The organism is Mesorhizobium sp. IMUNJ 23033 (genome assembly GCF_044778005.1).
Taxonomy (GTDB): Bacteria; Pseudomonadota; Alphaproteobacteria; order Rhizobiales; family Rhizobiaceae; genus Mesorhizobium; species Mesorhizobium amorphae_A.
Window position 1 is genome coordinate 51,473 of sequence record NZ_JBJACT010000019.1, and the last position, 18,866, is coordinate 70,338.

Consider the following 18,866-nt stretch of genomic DNA (forward strand, 5'->3'; position numbering starts at 1 on the left):
AACAAACATCCAGGTCTGCGCCGTCGACGATGCCGCCGTTAGTCCCACACCAGCAGCAGCTTGCGCCAAAAGGCGTTGGATGGCATCGGCTTCGAGCCGCGCGGCAACCGGATGGCCAGATAGATCGTCAGCCATTTGCGATCGATCTCCCGGATTGAAACCTTCAAATCATGCAGCTCGAAAGGTTTCGAAACCCGTGTCCATCCGGAGAACGCCAAGGCACCGACCGGGGCATCCCCTTTCCATACGAGCTTTTCTTCCTGCCTGCCCAGCGCCATGGCGAACTCGAATGGAGACGCTTCCTCATGAGCGATCTCTACTGTTGCGATGACACTTCTGGCGAAGGCCGGGAAAGCAGAGTTGAGGGCGGCAACAACCGGGCCATGCGTGCTCGGCCGCAGGAATATGCCGCCATTGTCGCTGGCGACAAGCAACGCCGGCAGATCGGACGGATGGTCGGTCACCAGCGTTGAATGCTTCAGCTCGTCACTGGTCATTCGGCGCATGCGTCGGCGTTGCTGCGGCGCGCCGAGGCGCGGACGCCTCGCGCCGGTCGAAACGACATGGCGGATCTGGATGCCCGAAAAGCCGCCGAGCACCCGTGCATTCGGGAGGCTGCCGCCGCACCTGACCGCGAGCAGCAGATCTCGCCTGTCGGTCGCCGGCGAACTGACAGTCGCCATGATCTCTCGCGACTCGTGCGGTCGGCTGACATCGGCCCAGCCACTTCCGCCATCACTCTCAAGGAGTTGGGCGAGATTGCCGAAGGTCTGGTTTTCCGCATCCACGATGGCGAGCTGAAACTGCGCACGACCGGTCAGTTCCTCGTCGAGGTAGATCCAACAGGTCGCGCCAGTGACGCCCGGCGGGCAGACGCCCTTCAGCAAAGCCATGGTGATATTGCTGCCCTTGGCTTCGAGAAACAGCTGGTCCGGCGATTGCTCGACATAGCTCAGCAGGGCCGGATCGTCATCGGGATACGAACCGACATGAGCCAGGCGCAGGGGTTCGGCGGAGAGATACTGCTCGCGGTAGAGCGAGGAATGCAACTCCGGCACGGTTTCCTCGGCCGCTGCGTTGAGCATTTCGACGACACCCAGGGTGAAGTCGGGGCGCCCAGCATGGGCGAGCAGCGAAACTGCGGTATCCGCCCTGCCTTCGCGTGCCGCGATCTCGGCCAGCAACTGCATCGCGTCCGCGCTATTGGGGGAACCTGCGCTCAACCGGAGATATCGTTCGTCCTTGACCCGAAGCTCCAGATTCCAGAGGTTGAGTTCTTTCTCATGATTGGCGGTGTTCGAGCTGATGCCGAGTTGCACGAACATGTCCGTATTCGCGAACTTGTGCTTTCGGAAGACGTTGATGATCGGCTTGCGGTTCCGCAGCCACTCGGCATTTCGGTTCATGCCGGTCGGCGATGAGCGATACCAATAGAGCGGCTCCGGGACGGTGACAATCTCCAGGCCGGCCTGGTCCGCCCGAAGGAAGAATTCCCAATCGCTGGCCGAAAAGCCTCGCTCCTCGTTGAGGTAGCCTATCTTGGCGAAAACCTCACGCCGGAACATCGCGTTGGCATCGCCATACGGATTGGTGATCAGGGCGATGTCCGTAGGTCCGCCGACCGGGAAATAGAGCATGTAACCGCTCTTCGTATCCGGCGGCACGAAAGGTTCGTTGAGCCACTTGGCGAAGGTCGTGCAGATATCGGCACCGGACTTTTGCATGCCGGCAACGAAGGCACTGACGGCGTTCGGGAACAGCACGTTGTCGTCGTCCAGGAACAGGATCAGCGAACCCTTGGCCGCGCGGATTCCGGTGTTGCGCGCCTTGCCGAGGAAACCGTTCTTCTGCCGGATGATCCGCCAGCCGCGCTGCACGAACTCCGGCTCGATCTCGGCCAGCAACTGGACGGCAGCTGGATCGGTGCTGCCGTCGTCAACGAGGATCAGTTCGATGTTTGGGTAGTCCTGGCGCCGAACCGAGGCAATCGCCTGGGGCAGCAGGCTGGCGCGATTGTAGTGCGCGGTAATGATTGAAACGAGCGGTGGCCGGCTCCGGCTTCGGCTTGGGGCCTTGCCGGGTTCCCTGCGGAATTTCGCGTGCAGCCTGCTCCAGGCTTTCTCACGCACGTCCCGTTTGTGCAGCGGCTTGGCCGGGCCGAACGATCGGCTTTCCAGCACTGACGCAATCTTGGCCGCGATGGCCGACGCGGACGCCTCCATCATGATGGCATCGGCCGATCTCGGATGGAGCAAGTCGCGAACGCTGCCGACATCCGTCGCGACAAACGGGATCTCCTCATCGAGGCATGTCACCACATCGAGCGGAAGCTGAGCAGCCGTGTGCGTAATCGCCACCAGTGCATGGCTTTGCCGGAGATATCTGAAGATCTCAGGTTCGTCTCGAATGGGCAGGAGCTTCAGCTTGAACGGCCACTGCTGCGCCCGGCGAACGATCATGCCGCCCGAATGTTCGCCCAGCACATGACCAAACGCGCCGACGACCGTCACCGCCAGGTCGGCCACGCCGCTATCGGCCAGGCGGTCGAGTGCATCGCAGAACAGCGTCAGTCCGCTGCGCGCCTCCGTGCCCGAGAAATGAACAATTTCGGCTGTCGGCCGCTCGCGCGGCCGGTAATGATCGACGGCGAAGTTCGAACGCCACTCCTCAGGCTCAAGGGGCGCGGCAATGTGACGGCTGGCGGGCAGTTTCCATCCCGCCTTGGTCATCCAGTCGAGCAGGGACTGGCCGGTGACGACAAGATGGTCGCACGTCTCGGCCGACGTCTTTTCCATGTGCGCGACGGTCATCTGGTCCTTCTGTTCGACCGCGCGGGCATTGGCCTCCAGCTTCCACATGAGCGGCTCATGGGCGAGCACGACGATCGCAGGCGGAGCGGGAAAAACGCCCGTCCGCTTGGCGACGGTGGGGAAATGCGCCAGGCCGCCCTCGAGCGAAAAATAGACGACGTCGAAATCATTCTGCTTGAGGTAGTGGTAGACAGCGACCGAGTTCTTGTCGCTCGCCTCATTGCCGCGCAGCAACTGGGGCGATGGCGGCAGCAATTCGAGCCGCACCAGGAAATTGTCGAAGCACCATTTGCCCAGCCTGGCGATCTCCTTCGCATCAGGCTGGCTGCCGAGCGGGCTTGGCACCCAGAGCAGCGTCACGGTGTCGCCGGTTCTCGCCAGATGCTGCGCCAGCGCGTAGCTTGCCGACCCGGGATCCGCAGTCACCGTCGAGCCGAACTCAACCTCCGAAACGATACACACGTTGCGAGGCTTCTGATTTGCTTGTCGCTTGCCCTTGGGCGTCGCGCCTGCCTTAGAACCAACGCTCAATCAGTCCCCCGATTAGTCCGTCTTGTCAGCCTGCCCCGCTCGAAACAGTCTTGCCAACAGTTGGATAACACTTTGATAATTGTCTTGCGGGCATAACGCACGTGTCTTTCGCGCGCAAACGGATTGAAGACGTTCGGATGATTGGCCTTCTACCCCCAAGACATCTCGCGCGGCTGGATGATCGGCAGATCGACATAGCCGATGGCGAGATCCTGTGCTTTGTCGGCCTGCGCAACGAAGCGACGTTGTTGCCGCATATCCTCGACCACTACCGCGGCCTTGGCGTCGACCGCTTTTTCTTCCTGGACAATGGTTCGACGGACGGCACCCGTGAACTGATCCTGGAACAGCCGGACAGCCACTGCTTCCACACCGAGGGATCGCATTTCGCGGAGAACATCGATCCGCCGCGATGGATCAACACGCTCATGAACGTCTTCGGCACCGGCCATTGGTGCCTTTCGGTCGACGCCGACGAGCTTCTCGTCTATCCCGATCTTGAGCGGGTAAACCTGCGCCAGCTTTGCAGCTATCTCGACTCGACCGGCGCCGAAGCCGTGATCGGCTCGATGATCGACATGTATGCCGACGGCCCGCTGGCCGAATGCAGCTATGACGGCACGATACCGCTCATCGAGGCTTCACCCTACTTCGATCCGGAGCCCGGATGGCTGCGAGCCCGCGACGGCTTGTATCCGCCGGAGCAGATGTTCGGTGGCGTGCGGGAACGTGTTTTCTGGCACGGCCGGTTCAAGCAGACGTTTCCCCCGTGCCTGACGAAGGTGCCGATCGTGCGATGGGGACGGGGCACGCATTATCACGTGGCGCAGCACACGATCAGCAAGGTCCGGTTCAGCGAACTGCGCGTCGCGTTGCTTCACTTCAAGTTCGTCTGGGGGTTCCGCCAAAAGTCAGCGTCGTCGCTGAGCGAGAACACGCAACTGAAGGAAAAGACGCTCGAGGAGCGCGCTGCTTACATGGAAGCGTTGGAGCGCGATCCGAAACTGGCGCTCCGCAACCATCGGTCTGTGCGCTATCGCGGCGACGCCACGCAGCTCGTCGATCTCGGCTGGATGAGAACCTCGGATCGCTATGCCGAATTTGTGTCGAGCCTGGCTGCGCGGCGCCTTGACGGCGACGCGACCACCTGACTGCCAAAACGGGAAGACGCAGCTAAGACCTATCCGCCGTAGCGGCCGCCGCCATCACCACCGTTTCCATTCCCACCTTCCGCCGCAAACTGGGACAGGCTGTTGAGCGCAAGCGCCTTACAGGCCGTCGGAGCATTCGGATAACGGTGCAGATAGTCCTCGAGCGCCTCGATGGTGCCGATCTTAAGGGCCTGCTCGCAAGCAAGCTCGGCCTCCTTGACGGGAGCAACCGCCATTTGCGCCTGCGCCACGTTGGAAAAAGCGACGCTCACGCCCAGAATACTAAGTCCACCCAACAGTAGCGATTGGATTTTACGCATTACACACCCCTTCCACTACGAACCCCATAGCCCATAATAATATTAGTTGTTAGTAATTTGTCAACCATAACAGCGGCCAAGCGGCCGTTCTCTTGGGGGATGGTTAACGGGCTCGGGGCCTGCTCGCCCGCTGGATTGCTATTCGCTGAACAGCGTCAGCTTTCGAAAGAAAGCATTGGTCGGAAAACCATTGGGCGCCCCCGCAAAACGCACCGCAAGAACGATAGAAAGCGGCATCTTGCGCCTGGCGTAAAGCATCACCACCAGGGGGTGGCGCACGAATTTGTCTTTCACGGTCATCCACCCCGAAAAGGCAATCGTTTGGGCAGCGATGTCCTGCTGCCAGTCTATGGTTTGATCGGGGCGGGCGAGAGCCAGGGCGAAGTCCGTTGCCGGTGCGTCGGCATGCGCGACTTCGACGATTGCTTCTATCTTGCGGAAGAAGGGCGGAAACTGATGATCAAGCGATGCGGCGACCGCACCCTCCAGATGCGGACGCAGGAACACTCCACCGCCATCCGGTGCGACCAGCAGCAAGGGGAGAGGCGAGGGGCGCGGTGTGAGCAGCTGTGCTCTCCTCAACATGTCGAAGCCGAGAGTGTTCGAGCCGACATCAGCGCGGTCCGGGTCACGGCGCTCATCGGCTTGGGGGCGTCCAAGCAAGGTGGCTGCCGTGTCGGGGCGACCGATCAATGCGGCAATGGCGGCAAGTTTCGCCATGGCGGCATCGCTGTTCGGCTCGACGTCGCAGAGCTCCAGATATTTCTGATTGGCGGGTGTATACTTCAGGTTTTCGCGCGCACTTTCGATCTCGGATTGCGCCGTATTCTGGGCGATGGCCAACTTGTAGAGCTGCCCCAAATCACCGAATTGGCTTGACCTGAACGCTTCCATGACGGGGAGGCGATTGTCGTACCAATTCGACGTCCGGAACATTCCGTCAGGCTTCGAGCGGTACCAGTAGAGCGGTTTTGGAATAGGCCTGAGCTTGAGCCCGGCAAGCGAGGCTCGCGCAAAGAATTCCCAGTCGTGCATGGCGTAGCCCGGTTGCTCGATCCAGAACCCGATCTGTGCAAAGACGGATCGACGCACCATCGCATTGGCATCGCCATAGACATTGTGGATCAGGCCAAGCGCGTCGGGACCACCCAATGGCAAATACTGGATCAGCCCATCGGCCCGGTCCCCGGGCACGAAATCCTCATAGAAGATCAATTGGAACGCGGTGCAGATGTCCGCGCCTGAAATTGCCATGGCGCGCACGAAATGGTCGACAGCCTCCGGAAACAGCGCGTTGTCATCGTCGACGAACAGGATCAGCTCGCCATGCGCGGCACGGATGCCGGCATTTCGCGCCGCGCCGAGATGCCGGTGCGGCCGCCGCAGGATCTTCCATCCGCGCTGACGGAAGGTCGGCTCCAACGCATCCAGCAATCGCCTGGCTTCGTCCAGGTCGCTTCCGTCGTCGACCAGCACCAGTTCCAGGTGATCGTAGGTCTGCGCTTCGATCGCCGCGATCGCCTGTTTCAGATAGAGCGGCCGGTTGCGATGGGCCATGACGATCGAGACCAGCGGTGACGATCCGGCGCCTTTATGGATGCGCCTCCGCTTGGCCGGCGTCGGCAAATTGCGTGTATCCAGCCATGACTGACGGCATTGGCTGAGGCTATCGATCGGCAATGGGCGAGGGGGATCCTTGAGCGCCGCCAGGATCGCCTGCGCCAAAGCGGCAGCGTCGGCATCGACCAGTCGCGGTTGCCTTGCCTGCGGCTTCCAGGTCTCGGCGTGCGCGCCGACATTGGTTGCAACGAATGGCAATCCCGCCTCGATGCATGCGGCGACGGCTCCGCCGGTCGATGCGGCGCGGGCGGGTATGACGGCAAGCGCGCCGGCGCGCGTGGCGTAGTCGAGCTTTGCCGCAAAGTTCGCGCGCGGCAACATGTTGAGCTTGAACGGCCACCGCTCGGCGCGTCGCAGAAGCAGGCCACCACTGTGCTCGCCCATGATCTTTCCGAATGGTCCGAATGCGGTGACCGTCAGGCCTTTGGGCGCCGTCGGCGCCAGGATGTCCAATGCATCGCACAACAGCGTCATGCCATCGCGAAGGTGCCATCCGGCAAAGGCGACAAGTTCTTTTGAGCTTTGTTTCCCGACCGACGATCGCGCGCCTGCCTGGTCGATCCGATCCTGGAGCAGCGGCGTCACCACCGCCTTCTTCACCTTCCAATCTTTCGACAACATCCACTTGCGCAGTGCGGCAGACGCGCAGATCGTGCTGTCGGCCATCTCCGCGCAATATTTCTCCATGTAGGTCACGGCAATTGCGTCGGTGCTTCCCATGAACGCCCTGTCGGCTTCATGTGCCCATTCCAGCGGCGCCTGGGCAATGACCACAACCGGCGGAGCGGCAAAGGCCCCGGTCTCGACCGCCAGCAGCGTATAGTAGGGCAGTCCGCCCTCGAGGGGCGCGTAGACCAGATCGTGGCCGGACCGTTCGAGGTAGTGCAGCAGCGCAGCGGACTGGCTCTCGGGCGTCGCCAGCGAAGGAAGCAGCTGATCGGACTTGTCGAGCACTTCCAGTCGGACAGAGGCCGCCTCAAACTCACGGTGACGCGCTGCCACCTCCTCGGAGGAAGGCACATCGCTCCCGGGAACCCATAGCAGGGTGACCTCGTCACCGTCCCCGGCGAAAAGCCTGGCCAGTTCGGCCATGGCTGTGTCTTCGTCGTCGCCAAGCCCGATCGCCCGCGTCACGACACAGACACGGCGAGGCCTGCCTTGCGGCTCTAACGGCCTCCGCTCCTTGCCACCAACGGCCATCGAAGTTCCTCTGATCCAATTCCGCCGAGCGCGCTTCCGCAGCGTGGTCCATCGACAATGATGCCTGCGCCGGGTTTACTTTTCAGTGATCATCCTTCAGCGCCATTGGTAAACCAAATCGTCAAGCAGGTTCTAAAACACCTGTACAATCAATCGACTGTTACAACTTTAGCGATACGGAATAATCAATCTTTACGCCTCCCAGCTAGGCATTGACGGCATAGCAGGAGGCGCAAATGAAAACGACAATGAAGTTTCTCGGCGCGCTCGGTTTGATGGGCGCACTGGTCTCGGCAAGCACCGCAGGTGAATTGCTGCGCCCAAGCATCAAGCTCGGCACTGCCAACGTCAAGACGATCAGCGGCGATCGCGGCGGCTATGTGATCGACTATGCCATCCGTGTGCTGAAAATGCGCCGCAGCGGCGGCTTTGTGCGCTTCAACGGCGCGTGCGACTCGGCCTGCACCCTTTACCTGGCCATGCCCAAGGGCAAAGCGTGTGTCACACAGAGGGCGTCATTCGGCTTCCACCTGCCCTATGGCGCCGGGGCGCGGGGCAACCAGGTAGCCGCGAATTTCATGATGAAGAACTACCCAGGCTGGGTTCGCAGCTGGATCGCGAAACGCGGTGGGCTCAAGGGCTCCATTGCGACCATGACATACGCGGATGCCAGCCGCTACCTGCCAACCTGTCCGTCCGAACAGCGTATGGCCATCGCAAACCTGGGTCCGACACGCCTGCGTGGCGGCTGATCGCAAGAGCCGGTGCTGAAAAGTATCGCGACGGCGGGCGAGCTCGATAGCGCCCGCCGTTGTTGATTCATGTGCAGCTGAGAATTGAATGAACAGGTCATTTGTGTATTTTCGGGCACGTCTTCGTTGTATCAGGGCCTGGTGCGAATGCAGTCTCGTCAAAAGTTCGTGCTGATCGCATCGCCAAGAACCGGTTCCCAGGCACTCAACCGCCATCTCAACCAGTATGACGGGATGGTGATGCACGGCGAGGTCTTCAATTCTGGTTTCGTCGGACTGCGCCACGACTACCACGAGAAGATGAACCTGCCGCGGGAAAGCGTCGACGTGCGGGATGCCGAACCCGAGCAGTTCATTGCGCGGATTTTCGACGATCCGGCGGCCCGCTTTGTCGGCTTTCACATTTTTCCCGAGCAGACGCGCCCCGCCATTCTTCCCGTGCTCGAAGATGAGAGCATCAAGAAGCTCTGGCTCTTCAGGAACCCGGTGGCATCCTTTGTTTCATTGCTTGAGGCCGAGGCTTCCGGAGTCTGGGTTCTTCATGCCTCGGAACCGTTGCCAGCCGGCGCCTACCGGCAAAAAGTGCATTTCGACATCGACCGGTTCAATGAGTATCTCCGCGACCTGAACCTGTTCCGGACCAAGATCAAATCCGTCCTGTTCGAAACCGGGCAGCCGTATTTCCCGATCCACTATAGTGATATCGCCGACCCTCTGGTTGGCAACGCGATCATAGCCTATCTCGGCGGCGACCAGCGCCTGGACCATTTCGAGATCGATATCGTGAAGCCACCACCGCGCCCGTTTGTCGAGCGCATCGAGAATTACTGGGAATTCACCGCTTATTTCAGAGCCATTTCTTCGGAAGCTCTGTACGCGTTCGGGTGAAGTCCGGGCGGCGACGTCCATCGGCGAGGGCACGATCGTCGCGCATGTCTTGCGGTGTCGGAAATTCGCCGGCTTTCCAATTCCTGCAGAGGCTTGAACCTGCCGACGGCCGCAAAAACACATCGGCATTCAACGCATTCGGTTAACCAGTTCTCAAGAGACGTGGTTAACGAACACTTGATTTTGTTGACTCTTTTTTAGCTCGGGCGGATTCTGGCAGCGGGGGTTTGAACGTATCGGCCGTGAATGGGCCGGAGCGCAAACTGGCGGCGGGTATTTGTATGAACATCGGCGGCAGCATGGGGTCGGCGAGCCGACCTGAGAGCGGCTTGACGGAATCGAAGGCGGACAGGTCTTTGTCGCGAGACATGCGCTTCCAGCGCATGTGCCTGCAAATTATCTGCACGGCCCTGTTGTCGTGGTTGCTTCTGGGTGCCTACCGAAGCGCCATCGTCGATCCGCAGACAACGATCCAGGGCCTTCTGGCGTCCATTCCGAAGGGGCTGGCAGCAAGCTACTACGATCTAATCGTCATTGCCTCGCTGACCGCTGTGGCCGTGTTCCTGCTTTTCCTGGCAAAGGCCAGCCGCCTCGCTTCCACCGTCGTCGCCTTCCTGTTCTACCTTGTCATCCTGGTGTCACTCGGCTGGGGATTTGCCAACATCAATCTCGTCAAGATGCTGGGCGAGCCATTCACGTTCCAGTGGCTGGTCTATGGCGACTTCCTCCAGAATGCCGACGCCAGGAACGCCATGGGCGACGCGCTTAACATCCGGGACTTCGCGACCGTTTCCGGGTCCATCGTTCTGGTCCTCGTTCTTGGCTACGCCGCGGCCCGAGTGTGTCTGCGCCTGAGCGCCACCGGCCACAGGGTCTTTCTGGGTGCGCTCGTCCTGGGTGTCGGCGCGGCGTTGGTCGGTACTGGATACCACGTGCGCGCGGAGGCGCTGCCGGCGGCCAAGATCGACAATCCGATCCTGTATTTCGTTGAATCGGCCCTGCTCAGTCCGACGCCAGTCGTGCTGACCATGAACGCTTCCACCAACGACCCGGATGTCGCCAGCGTCGGTGAGCGTCCGCCGGAAACGTCGAGCTTCAAGGCGCCGACGCCAAACCCGATCAAGAACGTGCTGATCTTCATGATGGAGTCGGTTCCGTCCAAATATATCGAGACGTTTGGCGGCCAATATCCCGTCACTCCAAACATAAAGAGCTACGCAGGGGACTCCATCCGATTTGACAATATATACGCGCATGCCCCTTCCACGCATTACTCGATATTTTCTCTGCTCACCTCGATGTACAACGACATTTCATACTATGGCATGACCACCAGGTATCCCTACCTGCCGCTGGATTCGATCTCCAATACGCTCTCCGCACACAGCTTTCGCACCGGGTTTTTCTGGAGCGCGGATTCCCGCTTCCAGCGGGTCGATGAGTTTCTGCTGAACAAGGGGCTGGACACGATTCAGGATTACCGGGGGCAGAAATGCACCACGCCGACCTTCAAGCTCAGCTCCGAGCAGTGGAAGAACATGGACTACAACAGTGATCTCTGCACGGCGCAGTCGATCATCGACTGGATGAACAAGGATTCGGGAAATCCTTTCTTCGGCATCATGTTCACGGCGATGACCCACTATCCTTACATCACCGACAGCCCGATGTTTTCGAAGATGGCGCCTTCCAGCCACGACAACGGGCTGGTCCACTACTCGGATGATGAAAAATTCAATGCCTACCTCAACGCCCTGAAGGTCGGTGATACGGCGCTTGGCGAGATCCTTGAATCGCTGAAGCAGTCCGGCAAGCTCGATTCGACGCTTGTCGTCATACTGGGCGACCACGGCGAGGCGTTCGGGGAGCACGGCGACTATGTTCATGCCAGCGCGATCTACGATGAGAACGTCCACATTCCGCTCATCATGATCAACAAGCATCTTTTCCACGACGAGGTCGCGCATCCGGTCGGCGGCATCGTCGATGTCGCCCCGACCATATTCGACATACTCGGACTTCCGCTGCCGAAGCAGTGGCAGGGGCGCAGCCTGTTCAGCCAGCAACGGCCGAACAAGACCTTCTTCTTCAATCCCTGGGCTGGTTTCCTGTTCGGCTATCGCGAGAATGATCGAAAGGTCATCTTCAACGCCACCACCGGCAAGGTCGAGGAATATGACCTCAAGGCCGATCCCGACGAACGAACCAACCTCTTCAAGGTCGATGCGGGCGACCGCAGCGCACTGCTGCAGCCCATCGCCGGATGGGTGCAGTCGCAGCGGCAGCGCGTGGCCAACCTGGTCGCGGACGCGGCGAAAGACGCTGGGCGTTGCACCGTCACCAGCCTGGAGATCGACGCTGCCGGCACCGAATTCCAGGGGCCGCCGCGCCTGGACGTTCTGGTCGACGGCAAGCCCGTGGCCCAGATTGCCGTTTCGGGCAGGCAGAGCAAGGCCGTAACGCCCGACGAGATCGGTGCGGAGATGCAGGCGGCGTCGACCGATGCGCAGCCATTCTTTGTCGACCTCAGCGCAGTGCCGAGCCCGCATTTCATCGAGCTTCGTTTTGCCAATGATCTGTGGGCGGGGCAGGGCAACGGGGGCGATCGCAACCTGTTCATCAAGAGCATCAAGGTGAACGGTCAGTTGGTGCCAAACAGCAGGCTGCACGTCGACAAGGAAACGACAGGTCGCACCGACGGCAGCGGGACCAGCATGTACAACAGTGGCTCGCTATGGATCAACGGCCCCTTCGTCGAGGGATGCGTGTAGAACTGGGCACACCTGAAGCGCGTCGCACGGATCGCGTTTTGAGGCGCGCAGCAAACCAATCGATCGCATTTTAATAATATCCGGCGCAGCGGCGAAGGGCCGTGCTCACCACGCCGCTTGCCTGAATCTTAATAAGCGTCGTCTAATATTCTCGCGGAAGGAAAGGGCTGTTCACACGGCGCAAAAGGCGATCAGCGTGAATCTGTCGCCGCTCGCCATGGATCTGCAGCCCGAGCGGCTTTGGCCAGCGGTCGAGCTGCCGTTCACGTTACTGATTTTCAGCCGGGGGGCGCGAGCCGGGGGCAAGAGGTTGGCGCAGGCTCTGCCCGCTACCTCTTGCCCTCCGGCCGCCATTCCTGGCGATACCAGTCGACGAAATTCCGCAAACCTTCCTCGATCGGCACCTTCGGCTTGAAGCCGAAATCCCGCTCCAGCGCACTGGTGTCGGCATAGGTCTTCTCGACCTCGCCGGCCTGCATGGGCTCGTTGTGGCGTATCGCCTTGACCCCGAGCAAGCTTTCCAGCGTGTCGATGAAACGGCCGAGATGGACCGGCTGGCTGTTGCCGATATTGTAGAGGGCGTGCCCGCCGATTGGTGGCTTGTCGAGGACGGCGACGACGCCGTCGACGATGTCGTCGACATAGGTGAAGTCGCGCCACATCTCGCCATGGTTGAAGACCCGGATCGGCGTGCCCGCAAGCATCGCCTCGGTGAAGATCCAGCTCGCCATGTCGGGCCGGCCCCACGGGCCGTAGACGGTGAAGAAGCGCAGGCCGGTCTGCGGCAGGCCGAACAGATGCGAATAGGTCGAGCTCATCAGCTCGTCGGCCTTCTTGGTCGCGGCGTAGATCGACACCGGGTCGTCGACGCGGTCGCTCTCCGAGAACGGCACCTTGGTGTTGCCGCCATAGACCGAGCTCGACGAGGCGTAGACGAGGTGCTCGATGTCGGGCGCAGCCCGGCAGAGTTCGAGAATTTCCAGATGGCCGGCAATGTTGGCATGGATATAGGCGCGCGGATTTTCCAGCGAATAGCGCACGCCCGCCTGGGCTGCCAGATGCACGATCTTGCGGACCGGCCGCTTGCCAAGCACCGCGGCCAGGACGCCCGGTTCGGCAACGTCCAGCTCGTGGAACGAAAATCCCGTCCTGCCGGAAAGCCGGGCGAGCCTCGCTACCTTCAGCGCCGGATCGTAATAAGCGTTCATGTTGTCAACGCCGACGACCTCGTCGCCGCGGTCCAGAAGCCGCTGGCAGACATGACTGCCGATGAAGCCCGCGGCACCGGTCACAACTATCGACATAGAACCCCCCAGAGCTTTGCGATCGGGTCACCGGCTGGGGCGATACCAGCCGTCGCCTTCATTTTCACCGGGCGCCGATTGCGGACGCGCGACATAGGCCGACGACCCGTTCGCCTCGTGATAGACGCGCGCCAGCATTTCCGCCAGCACGCCCGACGTCACCATCTGCACCCCGGCGATGAGCAGGAAGAAGCCGGTGAACAGCATCGGGCGCGTTCCGATGTCCTGGCCGAAAAACAGCTTCAGGCCGAACAGATAGGTAAGGATCAGCGAGCCCAGCGCGCCCAGCACGATGCCGATGCCGCCGAAGAAATGCCCGGGCCGCGTGCGATAGCGCATGAAGAAATACATGAAGACCAGATCGAGGACGACCCTGAAGGTGCGCGAAATGCCGTACTTGGACTGGCCGTGGATCCGCGCATGGTGCGTCACCACTTCCTGCGCGATGCGCCGTGGTGTCGTCACTGTGGCGAGCCAGGCCGGGATGAAGCGGTGCATCTCGCCATAGAGCCTGACGCTGCGGATGACGTTGCCGCGATAGACCTTGAGGCTGCAGCCATAGTCCTTGAGGCGCACGCCGGTGACGCGCGCGATCAGCGAGTTGGCGATGCGCGAAGGCAGCCTGCGCATCAAAAGCCCTTCCTGGCGGTCCTTGCGCCAGCCGACCACCAGGTCGAGATCCTCGGTCAGCAGCCGGTAGACCATGCGCGGGATGTCGAAGGGGTCGTTCTGCAGGTCGCCGTCGATCGTGGCGATGACCTCGCCGCGTGCCGCGTCCATGCCTGCCTGCATCGCCGCCGTCTGCTTGTAGTTGCGCACCAGCTCGACCGCATGCACATGCGGGCCGTAATGCGCCGCCAGGCGCTTGATCTCGCCTGGCGTCGCGTCGGTGCTGCCGTCGTCCACCAGCACTACCTCCCACGGTTGGCTGTAATGCTCCATCGCCTGGTGAATGCGCGCCAGCAGCGGCTCGACGTTTTCGGCCTCGTTGTACATGGGAACGACGATCGACAGCGTGTGGTCCGGCATGACCGCGCCCTCGGGCAGTCCCGAAGCGGGGATGGGCAATACGTTCATGGCGATGACTTCCTTGCAGAGCCGACGGCCGGGTTTCCCGGCACGGTCGATTTCGAGGGGAACAGCCATGCGATCGCGCCCGTCGCGATGGCCGAGCAGAAGATGAACAGATGCAGTGCCAGCGCCGCCTGCAGGCCACTCTTGATGGCAATGCCGGAATAGAGCAGCGCAGCCGCCGCTCCCGCCTCATAGGTGCCGAAGCCGGCGACGCCTTGCACTGGAAGAATGGCTGCGGCCTCGGCGCCGACGGTCCCGGGAAAGGCAGTCTGGAAAGACGTGCCCAGCAGCATGGCCAGCAGCCAGCCCTGCACGGCAAGCTTCAGCGCCCAGTTGGCGACCGTCCACCACCAGCCGTAGCGCGACCGCCCAGTCGCCTCGGTGAAAATGTCGCGCAGCATGCCGAGCTTCGCAACGATCCTGCCGCGTGCCGCCCAGTCATGCGGCGCGCGCGCCCATCGCGGTAGATACCAGGCGGCCGCGATCAGCGCCGCGATCCCCGCCGCCCTCAGCGCGGGATTGAGGCCCGGCCACACCAGGCAGGCGAGCACGCCAACGACGAAGGCGTCCTGCAGCCTGAACCACAGCAGCGAGGCGCTGGCGCGCATGAGCGGTATGCCGAAGACCTGCCGCAACAGCAGTGGAAAGGCGGTCTCGCCGCCGCGGAAGGGCACCACGTTGATCATGGCATTGTGGATCAGAATGACGCGCAGGCAGGCGCCGAAACGGCCGTTCACCTCGTCGCGGAACTCGTCGCAGACGCGCAGCGCCCGCAGCACATAGGTGACGAACAGGGCCAGCGCGACAGCCGCGAATGCGCCGGGTGTGATGCTGGCGAAGGCATCGCCGACCATCTTCCAGCGCGAGTCGCTGGCGAGCCAGGCCAGCAGCGCCAGCGTCACAGCAATCGAGACTATTCTTTTCAACCAATTCTCCGCCGCTTGCGCGGGCCTATAGTGCTCGGCGGCGCCGGACCCATTGTTTTGCTGCACCCGTACCCCGCACTGCTCGTTTGTTGAGTGCACTGGCAGATCCGCGGAAGCAACCATGAGCCTCGACGTTTTCGGCCGCGTTGAAGTGTGGCGGTCTTATAGATCACCAGACTACGCGAATCCACCAACTTGGTCGTCGACGGATTTGGGGCATGCCGACGGGGCGTCGACAGTATCGGCATGCACCGCAAATCCTTGATTTTGCAGTCTGTCACGAGAGTTCGCCACGTTCGCGACCGGCCTTCCCGGAAAGGTTGACATCGTTCTTCGCGCGGCGATTAATAGTGTGCAGGTAGTAACGGCAGTGCCTTGCAATCCCCGGGCACTTCCAGGAAATATTCGGCCAACTCCGCCCCATTGAGAAGCGAATACCGAAATGCGATCGCTCGCCATGACAACCAAAAGGGGATCTGGGGCGCAACCCCATCGCCGTGCCGCATCCCTAGCGCCCCTCCTGGCCATCTGCTGTCAGATTGCGCTTCTCGGAACCGCGAATGCGGCCGCCAAGGACAAAGCGCCTGCGGAGGCAGATGCCTCGGCCACTGTTCCGTCCGCCTATGAGCTGCAAGTTCTTTACCAGAACCGCACCTGGGTCTGGAAGGATGGCGCGGCCTACTTTGCCAAGGACAACAGGCGCCTGCAGGCCTGGACGTCCCAGGACTCGGCGTGGGTCGCGGAAGGCAGGTGGTTGGTCACAAAGGACGGCAAGATGTGCATGGAAGCCGCCTGGCGGTCCAAAGACTACGCCGGCAAGCTTGGGCGCACATGTTTTAGCCACCGTATCAACGGCGGCAACATCGAGCAGCGCAAGGATCCGGATGGGCGGTGGTACAGCTTCAAACACTCTGCCGAAGAACCCAGCGACGAGTACAAGAAATTCGAGCAAGGCGACACCAGAGGCGCGCAATTCGAAGAGACCCGCAAACTGGTCGATTCCAAGAGCTAGCCCCCGGCTGGAATAAGGCATTGGATCAAGCATAAATCAGGCTCGCTGAGACTAAAGCCCTCACTCCAGCTCAGCGAGCCCTCGCCCCGACAAGCTACATACAGGGACGACAACCAGCCTTGCGGGCTGGTATTTCTGACCGGCGCATTTCACGTGCCATGCGGCCCATAAGGCCGTGGCAAGTACCGGGAAAAACCATTGCAGTGACATCATCGGACTGCCTCCAGCCCGAAGAAGGGCGCGGCCGTCCTGACGATCGTATCGATGTCGGAAAGTTCCGGCACGAAGCCTAGATGTTCGCGTGCGTTGACCGGGTCGGCATAGAGCTCGGCCGGGTCCCCCGGTCGCCTGGTCCTGTAGACAGCCGGAACCGATTTCGAGGTCATGCGGCTGACCGCCTGCAGGATCTCCTTGATCGACACGCCGCGGCCGGTGCCGAGATTGACCGACAGGTTTTCGCCGCCGGCCTCGAGATGCATGAGCGCCTTGAGATGCGCGCGGGCGAGGTCGCTGACATGGATGTAGTCGCGCACGCAGGTGCCGTCCGACGTGTCGTAGTCGGTGCCGAAAACCTCGATCTCGTCGATCATCCCGGACGCGGCCATCAGCACCCTGGGAACGAGGTGGGTTTCGGGTGTGTGCCACTCGCCGAGCTCGCCGTCGGGATCGGCGCCGCAGGCGTTGAAGTAGCGCAGGATCGCGTATTTCATCCCGTAGGCCGCCGCGTAATCGCCGATGATCTGCTCGCCCATCAGCTTGGTCCGGCCATAGGGGCTGATCGGATTTTGCGACGACGTTTCGCGCACCGGCAATGCTTCGGGCACGCCATAGGTTGCGCAGCTGCTCGAGAAGATGACGTTCTGGATGGAGCCTGCGCGCGCCGCGTCGAGCACGGCGATGGTGCCGGCCACATTGGTCGAATAGTATTCGGCCGGCTCGCGGACCGACTCGCCGACATATGCGAGCGCCGCGAAGTGGATGATCGCCTTCGGCCGGTAGGTCGCGATCGCCTGCCGCAGCGCCTCGCCGTCGCGGATGTCACCGACGACGAGCGGGCCCCAGGCGACGGATTTCTCATTGCCGCGGCTAAGATTGTCGTAGACCACGGGCAGGTAGCCGGCGGCCGATAGCAGCTTGCAAGTGTGGCTGCCGATGAAGCCGGCCCCACCGGTCACCAATATGGGGCGGCGTGTCATGACATCGCGGCCTCCTTAACGGGCCGGCTGCCGTAGATCAGGGTGTCGAAATACTCCACCGTGTGCGCCAGGCCCTGGCTCAGGCTGACCTGCGGCTCCCAGCCGAGATGCTGCCTGGCGAAGGAAATGTCGGGCTTGCGCTGCCTGGGATCGTCGACCGGCAGCGGCCGGTGCACGATCTTCGAGCGGGAATTCGTGTAGTCGATGACCAGCCTGGCCAGCTCCATGACGGTGAATTCGACGGGATTGCCGAGATTGACCGGATGCGCTGGCGCATTGGGGGCATTCATCAGCCGGATGAAGCCTTCGATCAGATCGTCCGCATAGCAGAACGAGCGCGTCTGCAGGCCGCTGCCGTAGACGGTCAGGTCCTCGCCGCGCAATGCCTGGACGATGAAATTCGACACCACGCGGCCGTCATCGGGCTGCATGCGGCGGCCATAGGTGTTGAAGATGCGGGCGACGCGCACATCGATGCCGTAGGTTCGCGAATAGTCGAAGAACAGGGTTTCGGCCGAGCGCTTGCCTTCGTCGTAGCAGGATCGCGGGCCGTGCGTGTTGACGTTGCCGAAATAACCTTCGGGCTGCGGATGCACCAGCGGGTCGCCATAGACCTCGGAGGTGGACGCCTGGAATATCTTGGCGTTGTGCCGCCGGGCAAGTTCCAGGAGGTTCAGCGAGCCGAGTACGCTCGTCTTGAACGTGTGGATCGGGTCGGCCTGGTAATGTGGCGGCGATGCCGGGCAGGCGAGGTTGTAGATTTCGTCGACCGGGAGGTCGCGGGGCAGCGGATCGATGATGTCGTGCTCGATGCACAGGAAGCCCGGATCGCGCTGCAGGACGTTGAGATTGTATCGCTTGCCGGTGTGGAAATTGTCCACCGCGATGACTTCGTAGCCATCGCGCAGCAGCCGCTCGCACAGATGCGAGCCTAGAAAACCTGCGCCTCCGGCGACCAGAGCGCGGCCGCGATTGAAACTGCCGCCCCGCCGGCCGGTCCCCACACCGGGCTTCAGAACCTTGATCACTTTACTCATGGCATCCCCCTTACGCGCCCCAAACGCTACCCCGAGGCCGGGACAAAGCTTCGCCCGGCCACGTCCCAAAGAACGTGGCGAAAACCTCCGCTCGCGCGGAATCGCCATCAATGATGTGCGTAAATAGTCTGAGTTAGCGGAGATCGTGCCGCACGGCTTATTGGCTGCCGCTCAGCATTCAATACCCCTGAATCGCGACCACGCGTCTGGTTGCCACCATCGCGGATTGCTCGCCCAAATTGCACACCCAACGCAGATAAAAATATACCTGTGG

Annotated in this window: 13 protein-coding genes; 5 read left to right on the forward strand and 8 right to left on the reverse strand. The window is 61.5% G+C overall.

What is annotated here, in order from left to right; translation table 11 throughout:
* Positions 1-38: 38 nt before the first annotated feature.
* A complete protein-coding gene (locus tag ACFX5Q_RS20160; protein ID WP_404280821.1) occupies positions 39-3,272 on the reverse strand; it encodes a DUF6212 domain-containing protein in 3,234 nt (1,077 codons plus the stop codon).
* Between the two features lie 206 nt (positions 3,273-3,478).
* On the opposite strand from ACFX5Q_RS20160, the gene ACFX5Q_RS20165 reads away from it, so the two are divergent.
* Complete coding sequence (locus ACFX5Q_RS20165; RefSeq protein WP_404280823.1) at positions 3,479-4,492, forward strand: glycosyltransferase family 2 protein; 1,014 nt, start codon at positions 3,479-3,481, stop codon at positions 4,490-4,492.
* A gap of 29 nt (positions 4,493-4,521) precedes the next feature.
* Here ACFX5Q_RS20165 and ACFX5Q_RS20170 read toward each other — a convergent pair whose 3' ends face one another.
* Positions 4,522-4,812, reverse strand: coding sequence for a hypothetical protein (locus ACFX5Q_RS20170; RefSeq protein WP_404280825.1), 291 nt, complete (start codon positions 4,810-4,812; stop codon positions 4,522-4,524).
* 138 nt (positions 4,813-4,950) lie between these two features.
* Complete coding sequence (locus ACFX5Q_RS20175) at positions 4,951-7,632, reverse strand: DUF6212 domain-containing protein (protein ID WP_404280828.1); 2,682 nt, start codon at positions 7,630-7,632, stop codon at positions 4,951-4,953.
* Positions 7,633-7,868: 236 nt separating this feature from the next.
* On the opposite strand from ACFX5Q_RS20175, the gene ACFX5Q_RS20180 reads away from it, so the two are divergent.
* From ACFX5Q_RS20180 to ACFX5Q_RS20190, 3 genes are all read left to right on the forward strand, one after another.
* A complete protein-coding gene (locus tag ACFX5Q_RS20180) occupies positions 7,869-8,384 on the forward strand; it encodes a hypothetical protein (RefSeq protein WP_404280830.1) in 516 nt (171 codons plus the stop codon).
* 84 nt (positions 8,385-8,468) lie between these two features.
* Entirely contained in the window at positions 8,469-9,272 is an 804-nt protein-coding gene (locus ACFX5Q_RS20185; protein WP_404280832.1) for a hypothetical protein, read from the forward strand.
* A 329-nt stretch (positions 9,273-9,601) separates the two neighbouring features.
* Positions 9,602-12,043, forward strand: a complete 2,442-nt coding sequence (locus ACFX5Q_RS20190; protein ID WP_404280834.1) for a sulfatase-like hydrolase/transferase — start codon at positions 9,602-9,604, stop codon at positions 12,041-12,043.
* 329 nt (positions 12,044-12,372) lie between these two features.
* On the opposite strand, the gene ACFX5Q_RS20195 is transcribed toward ACFX5Q_RS20190, so the two are convergent.
* Genes ACFX5Q_RS20195 through ACFX5Q_RS20205 form a run of 3 tightly spaced genes read right to left on the reverse strand, consistent with a single transcriptional unit; the run spans position 12,373 to position 15,347 of the window.
* Positions 12,373-13,347 (reverse strand): NAD-dependent epimerase/dehydratase family protein, encoded by a 975-nt coding sequence (locus tag ACFX5Q_RS20195; RefSeq protein ID WP_404280836.1) that lies wholly within the window; start codon positions 13,345-13,347, stop codon positions 12,373-12,375.
* A 27-nt stretch (positions 13,348-13,374) separates the two neighbouring features.
* Positions 13,375-14,424, reverse strand: coding sequence for a glycosyltransferase family 2 protein (locus tag ACFX5Q_RS20200; protein ID WP_404280839.1), 1,050 nt, complete (start codon positions 14,422-14,424; stop codon positions 13,375-13,377).
* Entirely contained in the window at positions 14,421-15,347 is a 927-nt protein-coding gene (locus tag ACFX5Q_RS20205) for a lysylphosphatidylglycerol synthase domain-containing protein (protein ID WP_404280840.1), read from the reverse strand. The genes ACFX5Q_RS20200 and ACFX5Q_RS20205 overlap by 4 nt, the downstream gene beginning before the upstream one ends.
* Before the next feature lie 442 nt (positions 15,348-15,789).
* On the opposite strand from ACFX5Q_RS20205, the gene ACFX5Q_RS20210 reads away from it, so the two are divergent.
* A complete protein-coding gene (locus tag ACFX5Q_RS20210; protein ID WP_404280843.1) occupies positions 15,790-16,359 on the forward strand; it encodes a DUF995 domain-containing protein in 570 nt (189 codons plus the stop codon).
* Positions 16,360-16,568: 209 nt separating this feature from the next.
* Here ACFX5Q_RS20210 and galE read toward each other — a convergent pair whose 3' ends face one another.
* Positions 16,569-17,555, reverse strand: a complete 987-nt coding sequence (galE, locus tag ACFX5Q_RS20215; protein ID WP_404280846.1) for a UDP-glucose 4-epimerase GalE — start codon at positions 17,553-17,555, stop codon at positions 16,569-16,571.
* Entirely contained in the window at positions 17,552-18,592 is a 1,041-nt protein-coding gene (locus ACFX5Q_RS20220; RefSeq protein WP_404280849.1) for a UDP-glucuronic acid decarboxylase family protein, read from the reverse strand. Before ACFX5Q_RS20220 ends, galE begins: the two co-directional genes overlap by 4 nt.
* Between the last annotated feature and the right edge of the window lie 274 nt (positions 18,593-18,866).

Excerpts from the sequence above, each read along its gene's own strand:
- ACFX5Q_RS20165 (WP_404280823.1), top strand. The coding sequence starts at position 3,479 with ATGATTGGCCTTCTACCCCCAAGACATCTCGCGCGGCTGGATGATCGG.
- ACFX5Q_RS20170 (WP_404280825.1), bottom strand. The coding sequence starts at position 4,812 with ATGCGTAAAATCCAATCGCTACTGTTGGGTGGACTTAGTATTCTGGGC.
- ACFX5Q_RS20175 (WP_404280828.1), bottom strand. The coding sequence starts at position 7,632 with ATGGCCGTTGGTGGCAAGGAGCGGAGGCCGTTAGAGCCGCAAGGCAGG.
- ACFX5Q_RS20180 (WP_404280830.1), top strand. The coding sequence starts at position 7,869 with ATGAAAACGACAATGAAGTTTCTCGGCGCGCTCGGTTTGATGGGCGCA.
- ACFX5Q_RS20195 (WP_404280836.1), bottom strand. The coding sequence starts at position 13,347 with ATGTCGATAGTTGTGACCGGTGCCGCGGGCTTCATCGGCAGTCATGTC.
- ACFX5Q_RS20200 (WP_404280839.1), bottom strand. The coding sequence starts at position 14,424 with ATGAACGTATTGCCCATCCCCGCTTCGGGACTGCCCGAGGGCGCGGTC.
- ACFX5Q_RS20210 (WP_404280843.1), top strand. The coding sequence starts at position 15,790 with ATGCGATCGCTCGCCATGACAACCAAAAGGGGATCTGGGGCGCAACCC.
- galE (WP_404280846.1), bottom strand. The coding sequence starts at position 17,555 with ATGACACGCCGCCCCATATTGGTGACCGGTGGGGCCGGCTTCATCGGC.
- ACFX5Q_RS20220 (WP_404280849.1), bottom strand. The coding sequence starts at position 18,592 with ATGAGTAAAGTGATCAAGGTTCTGAAGCCCGGTGTGGGGACCGGCCGG.